Here is a 12,851-nt window from a genome sequence, read left to right as displayed (position 1 = left end):
CAGACCATGTTGGTATTAGGAATCGAGTCTTCTTGCGACGAAACCGGTGTTGCGCTTTACGATACGGAACGTGGATTGCGGGCGCACTGCCTGCACACTCAAATGGCAATGCACGCCGAATACGGCGGGGTTGTGCCGGAATTGGCAAGCCGCGACCATATCCGCCGCCTTGTTCCGTTGACTGAAGGCTGTTTGGCGCAGGCGGGCGCATCGTATGGCGACATTGACGCGGTTGCCTTTACGCAGGGGCCCGGTTTGGGCGGTGCGCTGCTGGCGGGTTCGAGCTACGCCAACGCGCTGGCTTTAGCGTTGGACAAGCCTGTTATTCCCGTCCATCATTTGGAAGGACATCTGCTGTCGCCGCTGTTGGCGGAGGAAAAACCCGACTTTCCTTTTGTCGCGCTGCTGGTTTCGGGCGGGCATACGCAGATTATGGCGGTCAGGGGCATAGGCGACTACGCGCTTTTGGGCGAGAGCGTCGATGATGCGGCGGGCGAGGCATTCGACAAAACGGCGAAACTGCTGGGCTTGCCGTATCCGGGCGGTGCGAAACTGTCGGAACTTGCGGAATCGGGCAGGCCCGAAGCGTTTGTTTTTCCGCGCCCGATGATTCATTCCGACGATTTGCAGATGAGTTTTTCAGGTTTGAAAACCGCCGTATTGACCGCCGTTGAGAAAGTGCGCGCGGAAAACGGGGCGGATGACATTCCTGAGCAGACACGCAACGACATCTGCCGTGCGTTTCAAGATGCGGTGGTCGATGTGTTGGCGGCGAAAGTGAAAAAAGCCCTGTTGCAGACAGGGTTCAGAACCGTAGTGGTTGCCGGCGGGGTCGGTGCAAACCGCAAACTCCGCGAAACTTTCGGCAACATGACGGTGCAAATCCCGACCCCCAAAGGCAAGCCGAAACATCCGTCCGAAAAAGTCAGCGTGTTTTTCCCGCCGACGGCATATTGCACGGACAACGGTGCCATGATTGCCTTTGCCGGTGCGATGCACCTGGGCAAGGGCAGGGAGGTCGGTGCGTTCAATGTCCGTCCGCGCTGGCCGCTGTCGGAAATCGTCAGATGACAAAATGCCGTCTGAAATTGTTCAGACGGCATTTTTATTTTCGTTACGGCATTTTGTAGCGGTTGTACATAAACAGATACTGCGTCGGAAAACGGCGTATCCAATATTCGGCATTGCGGTTGAACACGGCGGCATCATGGGCTTTGTCGCCGTTCAATTCCCCTTGGACGGGGCGGATGTGCAAATCGAAACCTTGTCCGCCAGGCAGGCGTTCGCAGCAGAAAAACAGGGTTTTCACGCCTTTGACGTGTGCCAATTTTGCCGCCAGCGTCATGGTATAGGCAGGTTTGCCGAAGAAATCCACCCATACGCCTTCCCCGCCTTCTTGAGGGGAGGGGACGTGGTCGGGCAGGACGATGGTTGCTTCGCCCGAACGCAGGGCTTTGATGATTTGTTTGACCCCTTGTATGCTGGTAGGCGCGGTTTTTCCTTTGCCGCGAACCCTGCCCGCCTGCATGATTTTGTCTATCGCTTTGATTTTCGGCGGTTTGTACATGGCGGTCAGCGGGAACGGAAGCTGCTGGCTGATGTAGCGTCCGCCCAAATCGTAGCTGCCGATGTGCGGCGTGATGAATAGCAGCCCTTCGTGTTTGTCCAAAGCCTGCTGCACATGTTCCCAGCCGTGTACCGCTTTGAACATTGTTTCTATGTCTTCCGGTTTTCTGAAAAACGCGGGGGCAAGTTCCAAACCGCCTTTTGCCGTTTCCGCAAAAACGGCTTTGACTGTTTTGGGGTCGGGATTCATGCCTGCCTGACGCATATTGGCGACGATGCGCGCGCGGTCTTCCTTTAAAAGGTAAAACGCCAGATGTCCGAGCCGGTTTCCCAGCGTGTGCAGACAGGAAAGCGGCAGCAGGGAGAGGCATTTGAGCAGGGCGGTCAACAGGATGTGCATGGCGGTTCGCAAAGGGGGAAACAGCCTGAATTGTAAACGAAACATGCCGTCTGAAAAAGGGAAGTATTGCGGCAATATGCCTTTTCTGCTACGATGCGTGCTGCATTAAGAGTTGGGAATTCCATGCCAACCTGCTTTTCAAATGGAAAGGTAAGGTGGACGGTTGAAAAACCGATGTGGCTCACCAGAGCAATCCAAACCCGCTTGATGCGGGAATTTTTTTGCCTGTAAGAAACGTACGGGCAGAGATTTCAAAGTGCCATTCAAATGGGAATATTTCTCAACTGAATGGTATGAATAGGGAAATTTTGCTATATTTCCCGCTGTCGACATTATGTTCATACAACATGCCGTCTGAAGAAGATGGTTTGTTTTTCAAGGAAAATCTCAATGAGCGAATATCTGTTTACTTCCGAATCGGTATCCGAAGGCCATCCGGATAAAGTGGCCGACCAAGTGTCCGATGCGATTTTGGATGCGATTCTGGCGCAAGACCCCAAAGCGCGTGTCGCCGCAGAAACTTTGGTCAACACAGGCTTGTGCGTATTGGCAGGCGAAATCACTACCACCGCCCAAGTGGACTACATCAAAGTCGCACGCGAAACCATCAAACGCATCGGCTACAACTCCTCCGAGCTGGGCTTTGACGCCAACGGCTGCGCAGTCGGCGTGTACTACGACCAACAATCTCCGGACATCGCCCAAGGCGTGAACGAAGGCGAAGGCATCGATCTGAACCAAGGCGCGGGCGACCAAGGTTTGATGTTCGGCTATGCCTGTGACGAAACCCCGACCCTGATGCCGTTTGCCATCTATTACAGCCACCGCCTGATGCAGCGTCAAAGCGAATTGCGCAAAGACGGCCGCCTGCCGTGGCTGCGCCCTGATGCTAAAGCGCAACTGACCGTGGTTTACGACAGCGAAACCGGCAAAGTAAAACGCATCGACACCGTCGTCCTGTCCACCCAGCACGATCCGTCTGTCGGTTACGAAGAGCTGAAAAACGCCGTCATCGAGCAGATTATCAAGCCCGTCCTGCCGTCTGAACTGCTGACTGACGAAACCAAATACCTGATCAACCCGACCGGCCGCTTCGTTATCGGTGGCCCGCAAGGCGACTGCGGTTTGACCGGCCGTAAAATCATTGTTGACACCTACGGCGGCGCGGCTCCGCACGGCGGCGGCGCATTCTCCGGCAAAGACCCGTCCAAGGTTGACCGTTCCGCCGCTTACGCCTGCCGTTATGTGGCGAAAAACATCGTCGCCGCAGGCTTGGCAACCCAATGCCAAATTCAAGTTTCCTACGCCATCGGCGTTGCCGAACCGACTTCGATTTCCATCGATACTTTCGGCACAGGCAAAATCAGCGAAGAAAAACTGATTACCTTAGTTCGCGAACATTTCGACCTGCGCCCCAAAGGCATCGTCCAAATGCTCGATCTCTTGCGCCCGATTTACAGTAAATCCGCCGCTTACGGACATTTCGGCCGCGAAGAACCTGAGTTCACTTGGGAGCGCACCGACAAAGCTGCTGCATTGAGGGCGGCAGCGGGGCTGTAATTCCGGTTTGAAAATCAAAAATGCCGTCTGAACAGTTCAGACGGCATTTTTATATAGTGGATTAACAAAAATCAGGACAAGGCGACGAAGCCGCAGACAGTACAGATAGTACGGAACCGATTCACTTGGTGCTTCAGCACCTTAGAGAATCGTTCTCTTTGAGCTAAGGCGAGGCAACGCCGTACTGGTTTAAATTTGGGGCTGTCCTAGATAACTAGGGAAATTCAAATTAAGTTAGAATTATCCCTATGAGAAAAAGTCGTCTAAGCCGGTATAAACAAAATAAACTCATTGAGCTATTTGTCGCAGGTGTAACTGCAAGAACGGCAGCAGAGTTAGTAGGCGTTAATAAAAATACCGCAGCCTATTATTTTCATCGTTTACGATTACTTATTTATCAAAACAGTCCGCATTTGGAAATGTTTGATGGCGAAGTAGAAGCAGATGAAAGTTATTTTGGCGGACAACGCAAAGGCAAACGCGGTGGCGGTGCTGCCGGTAAAGTCGCCGTATTCGGTCTTTTGAAGCGAAATGGTAAGGTTTATACGGTTACAGTACCGAATACTCAAACCGCTACTTTATTTCCTATTATCCGTGAACAAGTGAAACCTGACAGCATTGTTTATACGGATTGTTATCGTAGCTATGATGTATTAGATGTGCGCGAATTTAGCCATTTTAGCTTCGCTGAAACTTCGTTTTCGTATCAATCACAGCACACATTTTGCCGAACGACAAAACCATATTAATGGAATTGAGAACTTTTGGAACCAGGCAAAACGTCATTTACGCAAGTTTAACGGCATTCCCAAAGCGCATTTTGAGCTGTATTTAAAGGAGTGCGAATGGCGTTTTAACAACAGTGAGATAAAAGTTCTTGTTCCATTTTAAAACAATTAGTAAAATCGAGTTTGTCCTAGTTATCTAGGACAGCCCCTTAAATTTAATCCACTATATTTTCCTGTTTCAGGCTCGGCGTTCTTTGCACATCAGTTTCGCATCCAGCCAGCCATCGCCGCCGGAGATGATGTTGTTGGCAACGAAGTTGTCCAAGTCGGGCAGCAGGGAAACGGCGCGGCCGCTGTTGATGATGACGACCACCGCCATCGGTTTGTCGCCCAGCCAATAACCTGCAAGGGCGCGGACATTGTTGAGCGTGCCGGTTTTTAAGCGCAACAGCCCGCCGCTTTGTTTGAAGCGGTTGCGTAAAGTCCCGTCTGTGCCGGCGATGGGCAGCGTATCGATGAAATCTTGTGCAAACGGGCTGAAATAAGCCGTTTCCAACATTTGCGCCATCATTCTCGCCGTTACCCTTTCTTTTCTGGACAGACCTGAACCGTTTTCCAAAACCAAATCCGCAACATCGATGCCCGACACGGCAAGTTCACGCCGGACGGCAGACGCTGCCTGTTCGGAAACGGCGGGCAGTTTGCCGTCGCCGCCGAGTTTGAGGAAGACGGAACGCGCAATTAGATTGTCCGAACGCTTGTTCATGTCCGTCAAAATTTCCTTCATCGGCTTTGAGTGTGCAACGGCAAGCGTCTGCGCGCCTTCCGGCGTGTCGGATATGCCGATGCCGTCTGAAATCCGTCCGCCGCCGAGCAGCCAGTGGTTGGTAAAACTTTGCCGGATCAGTTCGTCAAGCGCGAACATCCGGACACCGACAGGCTTGCCCAAACAGCTCTCGGGAATATTGCCGCGCAATTTCAGCGTATTGTCCGAAAAAGATGCACGCATCAGTTTTTTGATCGAAGGGCAGGCAGCTTGGGAGGCGGTAATTTTTAAGTTGTTTTGGGCGAAAATATGCGGCAAAGGCGGATCGGTGAGGATGTCGGTACTGTCGGCGGCATTGCGTTCGGCGCGCACCATAACCATACCGGCAGACAGCATAGTTGGATTGGGGGGCGTCATAAACGGCGAACCGCTGTCGGCTTCGAAATCGTCGGGGCTGCCGACTTCGCCCCACAGGCTGTGGTCGAGCATCAGGTGTCCCGTGATATTGCGTATGCCTTGTTCGCGCAACTGGCGTTGGACGGCAAGCAGGTTTTCCTGATTGAAAACGGGGTCGCCGCTGCCCGCCCAATACAGGTTTCCGTCAAGCGTGCCGTCGTTTACCGTACCGTTGCTTTTAAACTCGGTCGCCCAGCGGTAATTGCTGCCGAAGGTTTTGAAGGCGGCAAACGCGGTAACGAGTTTCATTGTGGAGGCGGGGTTGACGGGGACATCCGAGCGGTGGTCAATGATGACTTTTCCGCTGTCAAGCTCTTGGACATATACGGCGATTTCGTTTTGCGGAATGCGACCTGTATCGAGCGCGTGTGCGGCGAGGGAGGCGAGAAGCAGCAGCAGGGAGGCCGCTGTTTTGGGGAAATTCATAGGTAAATCTGTTACATAAAAAAAGCAATTATAAGGCAAAGCCGGATAAGTGGGAACGCTGTGGCGGCGGGCCGGCTTGTTTGCAGGGGAAATCACATATATAATAATCGCTATCATTATGAAATGATTGAGACGCACAAACTTAATATTCAGGAGGAATGATTATGGCTAAGAAAATCAGTATTTTGGTGGGCAGCCTGCGCCGTGCTTCTTTTGCGCGCAAAGTGGCATTGAATGCGGCGGAGATGTTCCCCGAAGGCTGGCAGGCGGAAATCGTCGAAATCGGACATCTGCCGCTTTACAATTTCGATTATGACGACCCTGCGGTGGAAGATGTGCCGCTGCCCGAAAGCTACACGGTTTTCCGCGAAACGATTAAGGCTTCGGACGGCATTTTGTTCGTTACGTCCGAAAATAACCGCACCATTCCCGCCTGTTTGAAAAATGCGGTGGACATCGGCTCGAAACCGAATGCCGACGTGGCGTGGAAAAACAAACCGGCCGGCATCATCAGCCATTCCGTCGGCAAGATGGGCGGTTACAGTTCGCAAAAAAACCTGCGCCTTGCGCTGTCTTATTTCGATATGCCCGTAACCGGACAGCCGGAAGTGTTTTTGGGCAATTCGCCGACACTGTTTGATGAAAACGGCAAATTGATCGACTCGGCAAGGGATTTTGTTCAGTCATATATTAATCAGTTTGTCGGTTTGATTGAAAGAAATGCCAAATAAACAAACAAGTCGAAAGGCCGCAAAACCGGTTCGGGTTTTGCGGCTTTTTTATATGGGCTGGGCAGCGTCAAGGTTTGCCGTTTGCCGGATAATGCGCGGCAAATGACCGGCGTGTTTATAGCGGATTAACAAAAACCAGTACGGCGTTGCCTCGCCTTAGCTCAAAGAGAACGATTCTCTAAGGTGCTGAAGCACCAAGTGAATCGGTTCCGTACTATTTGTACTGTCTGCGGCTCGCCGCCTTGTCCTGATTTTTGTTAATCCACTATAAAATCCCGCGTGTACGGCATGCCCCGCGCTCCGCAATGATAGGGGCGGTTTCGTTTGAATCGGCGCACCGGGATGAATGCCCCCGCGCCGTCCCGATACCGATTTGCCGGTTGTTCCGTATCGGTTGCCGCCGTGAAATGACGGACGGATGCAGGAATGGCGGCAGGCGTGAATGGGAGGAAATGACCGATTGACTTGTTTCAAAATAAAAAAGTAGAATGCAGGGCTTATCCCGCGTCTGTGGGCGGTTTTGCCTGCACGGTCGGTTTTCTGTTTAAAATAAAATAAAGGAGAAATGATGCTGACGTTTATCGGACTGCTGATTATCGGGGTCATCGTATGGTTGCTGCTGACGGAAAAAGTGTCGCCCATCATCGCATTAATCTTGGTGCCGCTGTTTGGGGCGTTGCTGGCGGGGTTTGATGTATCCCAATTAAAAGAATTTTATTCGGGCGGCACCAAATCGGTGATGCAGATTGTGATTATGTTTATGTTTTCCATTTTGTTTTTTGGAATCATGAACGATGTGGGGCTGTTTCGTCCGATGATAGGCGGTTTGATTAAGCTGACTCGGGGTAATATCGTGGCAGTGAGTGTGGGGACGGTCTTGGTGTCGGTGGTGGCGCAGTTGGACGGGGCGGGTGCGACGACGTTTTTATTGGTCGTCCCCGCCCTTTTGCCGCTTTACAAGCGTCTGCATATGAATCCTTACCTGCTGTTTTTGCTGCTAACTTCCAGTGCGGGATTGATTAACCTTCTGCCGTGGGGCGGGCCGACTGGGCGGGTTGCAAGCGTGTTGGGCGCAGATGTGGGCGAATTGTATAAACCTTTGTTGACGGTGCAAATTATCGGTGTAGTGTTTATCCTTGCGCTGTCCCTGCTTTTGGGTGTGCGTGAAAAAAGGCGGATTGTCCGGGAGTTGGGCGCGTTGCCCGCCGTGGCGGATTTGATAAAGCCGGTGCCTTTGTCGGAAGAAGAACAAAAATTGGCGCGTCCGAAACTGTTTTGGTGGAATGTCCTGCTGTTTTTGGCGGCGATGAGCCTGCTTTTTTCGGGCATCTTCCCGCCGGGTTATGTATTTATGCTGGCTGCAACGGCGGCGTTGCTTTTGAATTACCGCAGCCCGCAGGAACAGATGGAGCGGATTTATGCCCACGCCGGCGGCGCGGTGATGATGGCGTCCATTATTTTGGCGGCAGGTACGTTTTTGGGGATTTTGAAGGGTGCGGGGATGTTGGACGCGATTTCCAAAGACATTGTGCATATCCTGCCGGACGCGCTGCTGCCTTATCTGCATATTGCCATCGGTGTGTTGGGCATTCCGCTTGAGTTGGTTTTGAGTACGGACGCTTATTATTTCGGACTGTTTCCGATTGTGGAGCAGATTACCTCGCAGGCGGGCGTGGCGCCCGAAGCAGCAGGTTATGCGATGTTGATCGGCAGTATCGTCGGCACTTTTGTTACGCCGCTTTCGCCGGCTTTGTGGATGGGCTTGGGTTTGGCGAAATTGTCGATGGGCAAACACATCCGTTATTCGTTTTTCTGGGCGTGGGGTTTGTCGCTGGCGATATTGGCCAGTTCGATAGCGGCAGGAATCGTGCCTCTGCCGTAAACGGCGAAGCCGTCTGAAGCCTGAATCGTTCCTGTGGTCTGTCGCAGGCTCTGCCTGCCCGTGTGTTGCAATCGCGCCCCAATGCCGTCTGAAGGCAGTTGCCGGCGCGGTTTTTTGTGCCGCAGTTTTGAAAAATACCGGCAAGCGTAAAGGCCGCTAAATTGCGGCTAATTTTGGGGTGTTAGAATAGGCACGGTTTATTTTGAAGGGAAAGTTGATGCGTGTTTTGCTGGTGGAAGACGATGCGATGATTGCGGAGGCGGTGTCGGCAAGTTTGAAAGACGGCGGCTATGCGGTGGATTGGGTCAAAAACGGCGCGCGGCTGCCGCTGCCCAGCCTTATGACTTGATGCTGCTGGATTTGGGTTTGCTGGGGCGGGACGGTTTGGATGTTTGTTCCGCTGGCAATGCTTGCAGGTATGTTTTCCTACTACGAAACCTTCCACGAAACGGAAGCGTTGCAGGACGACCTGCTCCGTCAGGCGGCATTGTACGTCGCACCCGATTCCAAACCCGAAACTTTGCCCGAGGGCGACGGCGATACGCGCATTTTCGTGCAGATGCCGCAGCAGGAAGACCCTGTTGTCAGCCTGCCTGCGCATCTGGCGGACGGTCTGCACACGCTTCAGGCGGACGGGGACGACGATTATTACCGCGTCTATATCCGCACGACCGAACAGGGACGGATTGCCGTTATGCAGGAAAACGAATACCGTGAAGATTTGGCGGCGGATGCGGCACGGCAAAGCGTGTTGCCCCTGCTGGCGGCACTGCCGCTGATGATACTGCTGACCGTGTGGATTACGCACAAAGCCATGCGCCCCGTCCGCAAATTGTCGCAAAGTCTCGAACAACGCCGAATCAATGACCTGTCTGCTTTGAGTGTGGACAATATTCCCAGTGAAATCAGAGGGTTCGTAACCGCCATCAACCTGCTTTTGAAACGTGCGGATGAAGACATCCGCCACCGTCAGCGGTTTGTCGCCGACGCGGCACACGAATTGCGTACGCCGATGACAGCCCTTTCCCTTCAGGCGGAACGGCTCAACAATATGTCGCTCCCACCCGATGCAGCGCGGCAGCCTGCCGTTTTGCAGCAGAGCATCAGGCGCAACAAACACCTGCTCGAACAGCTTTTGGCACTGGCGCGTTCGCAGTCGGATGAAACCCCTCTGACGAAAACGACATTCGGTCTGCAAAGCCGTTTCCGCCAAGTGTTGCAGGAACTGATGCCGCTGGCTTTGGAAAAACGTCAGGACATCGGCGTGGCGGTCGGAGGCGATGTCGAAGTGTCTGCCGACGAAACGGAAATCTATACGCTGATTAAAACCTTTGCCGACAACGCGGTACGTTACACGCCGCCCGAAGGCAGGATCGATTTGGGTTTCACGGACGAAGGGAAATATCTCGCCGTGTGGGTGGAAGATAACGGGAACGGCATTCCCGAATCCGAACGCGCCCGCGTCCTCGATCCGTTTTACCGTATTTTGGGAACGGAGCAGCAGGGGACGGGGCTGGGTCTGTCCATCGCCGACACGCTTGCCAAAAAATACGGCGGACATTTGGAACTGACCGACAGCCGACGTTTCGGACACGGTCTGTTGATACGGGCGTTGTTGGACAAGGAAACCCTGAAATAGACAGATGCCGTCTGAAGGCTTCAGACGGCATTTTTTTACATCAGCACAATATCGTATTGTTCCTACGTGTAGGCGGTTTCGACTGCCAGAGAAATAAAGAAATCGGGTTGCCGATAAAGCCTGTTGCCAAAAAATACGGCGGACATTTGGAACTGACCGACAGCCGACGTTTCGGACACGGTCTGTTGATACGGGCGTTGTTGGACAAGGAAACCCTGAAATAGACAGATGCCGTCTGAAGGCTTCAGACGGCATTTTTTACATCAGCACTATATCGTATTGTTCCTGCGTGTAAGCGGTTTCGACTGCCAAAGAAATCGGTTTGCCGATGAAATCTATCAGCATTGCCAAGGATTGCGATTCTTCGTCCAAAAACAAATCGATGACGTTGGGGGCGGCGAGGATGCGGAAACTTTCGGCATCGTAACGGCGCGCTTCGCGGACGATTTCGCGCTGGATTTCGTAGCATACGGTTTGCGGCGTTTTCAGACGGCCTCTGCCTTGGCAGGAAGGGCAGGGTTCGCAGAGGACTTGGTTTAAGTTTTCGCGCGAGCGTTTGCGCGTCAGCTCGACCAGTCCCAGGCTGGTAAAACCGTGCAGGGTAACGCGGGTACGGTCGAAGGCGAGGGCTTTGGCAAGCTCCTGCAACACGGCTTCGCGGTGGCTTTCCTGCGCCATATCGATGAAGTCGATGATGATGATGCCGCCGAGGTTGCGCAGCCTCAATTCGCGGGCGATGGTGTGGCAGGCTTCGAGGTTGGTGCGGAAAATCGTTTCATCGAAATTGCGTGCGCCGACGAAGCCGCCGGTGTTCACGTCTATCGTGGTCATCGCTTCGGTGGATTCGATAATCAGGTAGCTGCCGAAGTTGAGGTTGATGCGCGGTTGCAGGGCGCGGCTGATTTCCTGCTCGACGTTGTGGGTTTCAAATAGCGGGCGTTCGCCTTTGAACAATTCTATCCTGCCCAATGCGCCGTGGACGTATTGTTCGGCAAAACGCGTCATGCGGCCGTGGTTTACGGTGGAATCGACGAGGATTTTTTGCGTGTCGCAGCCGACCATATCGCGCAACACGCGCAAACTCAAGGGCAAATCCTGATAAAGCAGGGTTTCCGGCGGCCGGATTTTCGCCTGTTCTTGGATGTGTTCCCACACTTTGGTCAGGTAGTCGATGTCGGACTGGAGCTGTTCGTCGGTGGCGTTTTCGGCGTTGGTGCGGATGATGTAGCCCCGGCAGGCATTTTCCGGCAGGAGCTTGTCGAGGCGTTCGCGCAGGCTGCTGCGTTCGGCATCGTCTTCGATGCGTTGGGACACGCCGATGTGGTCTTCTTGCGGAAGATGGACGAGGAAACGCCCCGCCAGCGAGATTTGGGTGGAAAGCCGCGCGCCTTTGGTGTTGATCGGGTCTTTGATGACCTGCACCAAAACAGACTGCCCTTCAAACAGCATATGTTCGATGCGCTGGGTTTCTTCGGGGTTGCGGCGTTGTTCGAGGACATCGACGATGTGTAAAAACGCCGCGCGTTCCAAGCCGATGTCGATAAACGCGCTCTGCATCCCAGGCAGCACGCGGCGCACCACGCCCAAATAGATATTGCCGACTAGGCTGTGTTCGCTGTTGCGCTCGATGTGCAGCTCGCAGATATTGTTTTCCTCCAACACCGCTACGCGCGTTTCCTGCGGCGTGATGTTGACCAATATCGTTTCGGGCGGGCGCGCGATGTCTTTGGGGATGGGGAGTCCTGACAACATGGTTTTTCCTGAAAATGTAATAAAAATATTTTTGCATCCGTTCCGCCGCGCAGCGCGGGTGCAAAAATATTTTTCACAATGTCTATCATACTTTAAAAAAGAAACTTTGACACATTCCGCACATGCCGTTTGAACGTGCATCTGTTCCGCACTTGCCAAACGGGGGAAATGCCCCTATATTGATTATCATTGCAAAACTTTCGGAAACCCAATATGCAGACCGTTACCATGTACACAGGTCCGTTTTGCCCCTACTGCACGATGGCGAAAAGGCTGCTGCACGCGGCAGGTGTCGGACATATCGACGAAATCCGTGTCGATGCAAGTCCCGAAGCCTTTGCCGAAATGCAGCAGCTTTCCGGACAGCGCAGCGTGCCGCAGATTTTCATCGGCGAAACGCACGTCGGCGGATTTACCGACCTCTACCGCCTCCAGCAGGAAGGCGGGCTGGACGGACTGCTGAACCCTTAACCCCCAACTAGGAAAACAAAATGAGCGAAGAACTGCAACCCGTATTCAGCATCGAGCGACTGTATGTCAAAGACTTGTCTTTGGAAGTGCCGCACGCGCCGCAAATCTTTTTGGAACAGGGCGAGCCCGAAGTGGATATGCGCGTTTCCACCGGCAGCCAAAAGCTGGAAGACGGCTACTACAACGTGGACGTTACCGTAACCGTTACCGCCAAGCTGGATAACGAGCGCACGATGTTTTTGAACGAAGTAACCCAAAGCGGCATCTTCCGTTTGGAAAACATCCCCGAAGAAGATGCCGACCTGCTGCTCGGCGTGGCGTGTCCGAACATCCTCTTCCCTTACGCGCGCGAAGCGGTTTCCGGTACGGTAACGCGCGCCGGCTTCCCGCCCGTCCTGCTCGCGCCGATTAATTTTGAGGCGATTTACCAACAACAGCAGGAAGCCGAAGCCGCCGGGGCTTGATTCCTGCCTG

General features: G+C 53.4%; 10 protein-coding genes, 3 pseudogenes and 1 riboswitch. Of the genes and pseudogenes, 10 read left to right on the top strand and 3 right to left on the bottom strand.

From position 1 onward, the window contains the following. Positions 1-6 precede the first annotated feature (6 nt). A complete protein-coding gene (gene tsaD / locus IUJ45_RS04355) occupies positions 7-1,071 on the top strand; it encodes a tRNA (adenosine(37)-N6)-threonylcarbamoyltransferase complex transferase subunit TsaD (RefSeq protein WP_002238314.1) in 1,065 nt (354 codons plus the stop codon). A gap of 43 nt (positions 1,072-1,114) precedes the next feature. On the opposite strand, the gene IUJ45_RS04350 is transcribed toward tsaD, so the two are convergent. Continuing rightward, positions 1,115-1,966: a lysophospholipid acyltransferase family protein gene (locus IUJ45_RS04350; RefSeq protein ID WP_002219783.1), complete on the bottom strand. Its 852-nt coding sequence runs from the start codon at positions 1,964-1,966 to the stop codon at positions 1,115-1,117. Between the two features lie 97 nt (positions 1,967-2,063). After that, positions 2,064-2,173, top strand: a riboswitch (SAM-I-IV-variant riboswitch). A gap of 183 nt (positions 2,174-2,356) precedes the next feature. Between IUJ45_RS04350 and metK the strand changes: the two genes are divergently transcribed. Next, positions 2,357-3,526: a methionine adenosyltransferase gene (gene metK / locus IUJ45_RS04345; protein WP_002247057.1), complete on the top strand. Its 1,170-nt coding sequence runs from the start codon at positions 2,357-2,359 to the stop codon at positions 3,524-3,526. 248 nt (positions 3,527-3,774) lie between these two features. Beyond that, a pseudogene (locus IUJ45_RS04340) lies at positions 3,775-4,446 on the top strand (IS1595 family transposase). Between the two features lie 46 nt (positions 4,447-4,492). Here IUJ45_RS04340 and dacB read toward each other — a convergent pair. Beyond that, positions 4,493-5,902, bottom strand: coding sequence for a D-alanyl-D-alanine carboxypeptidase/D-alanyl-D-alanine endopeptidase (gene dacB, locus IUJ45_RS04335; RefSeq protein ID WP_002232981.1), 1,410 nt, complete (start codon positions 5,900-5,902; stop codon positions 4,493-4,495). 164 nt (positions 5,903-6,066) lie between these two features. Here dacB and IUJ45_RS04330 point away from each other — a divergent pair, with 164 nt between their 5' ends. The 5 genes and pseudogenes from IUJ45_RS04330 to IUJ45_RS11280 all read left to right on the top strand — a co-directional run. Then, the gene (locus IUJ45_RS04330; RefSeq protein ID WP_002221470.1) at positions 6,067-6,633 is read left to right on the top strand and encodes an NADPH-dependent FMN reductase; all 567 of its coding nucleotides are present in this window, start codon (positions 6,067-6,069) and stop codon (positions 6,631-6,633) included. Between the two features lie 568 nt (positions 6,634-7,201). Beyond that, positions 7,202-8,515 (top strand): CitMHS family transporter, encoded by a 1,314-nt coding sequence (locus tag IUJ45_RS04325; RefSeq protein ID WP_002222940.1) that lies wholly within the window; start codon positions 7,202-7,204, stop codon positions 8,513-8,515. Positions 8,516-8,732: 217 nt separating this feature from the next. Continuing rightward, positions 8,733-8,908 (top strand): annotated as a pseudogene (locus IUJ45_RS04320) (response regulator); the annotation flags it as partial. Next, positions 8,904-10,154 (top strand): ATP-binding protein, encoded by a 1,251-nt coding sequence (locus IUJ45_RS04315; RefSeq protein WP_002246396.1) that lies wholly within the window; start codon positions 8,904-8,906, stop codon positions 10,152-10,154. The pseudogene IUJ45_RS04320 and the gene IUJ45_RS04315, both read left to right, overlap by 5 nt. 59 nt (positions 10,155-10,213) lie before the next feature. Then, positions 10,214-10,378: pseudogene (locus IUJ45_RS11280) on the top strand (two-component sensor histidine kinase); the annotation flags it as partial. Between the two features lie 34 nt (positions 10,379-10,412). Here IUJ45_RS11280 and rng read toward each other — a convergent pair. Continuing rightward, complete coding sequence (rng, locus tag IUJ45_RS04305) at positions 10,413-11,906, bottom strand: ribonuclease G (RefSeq protein WP_082308636.1); 1,494 nt, start codon at positions 11,904-11,906, stop codon at positions 10,413-10,415. A gap of 213 nt (positions 11,907-12,119) precedes the next feature. On the opposite strand from rng, the gene grxC reads away from it, so the two are divergent. Next, positions 12,120-12,377: a glutaredoxin 3 gene (grxC, locus tag IUJ45_RS04300; protein ID WP_002214462.1), complete on the top strand. Its 258-nt coding sequence runs from the start codon at positions 12,120-12,122 to the stop codon at positions 12,375-12,377. A 20-nt stretch (positions 12,378-12,397) separates the two neighbouring features. Then, complete coding sequence (secB, locus tag IUJ45_RS04295; protein WP_002226664.1) at positions 12,398-12,841, top strand: protein-export chaperone SecB; 444 nt, start codon at positions 12,398-12,400, stop codon at positions 12,839-12,841. Positions 12,842-12,851: the final 10 nt, after the last annotated feature.

This window comes from Neisseria meningitidis, assembly GCF_022869645.1.
Classification (GTDB): domain Bacteria; phylum Pseudomonadota; class Gammaproteobacteria; order Burkholderiales; family Neisseriaceae; genus Neisseria; species Neisseria meningitidis.
Note: the sequence above shows the minus strand (reverse complement) of the source record. Positions and strands in the feature narration are given on the sequence as shown.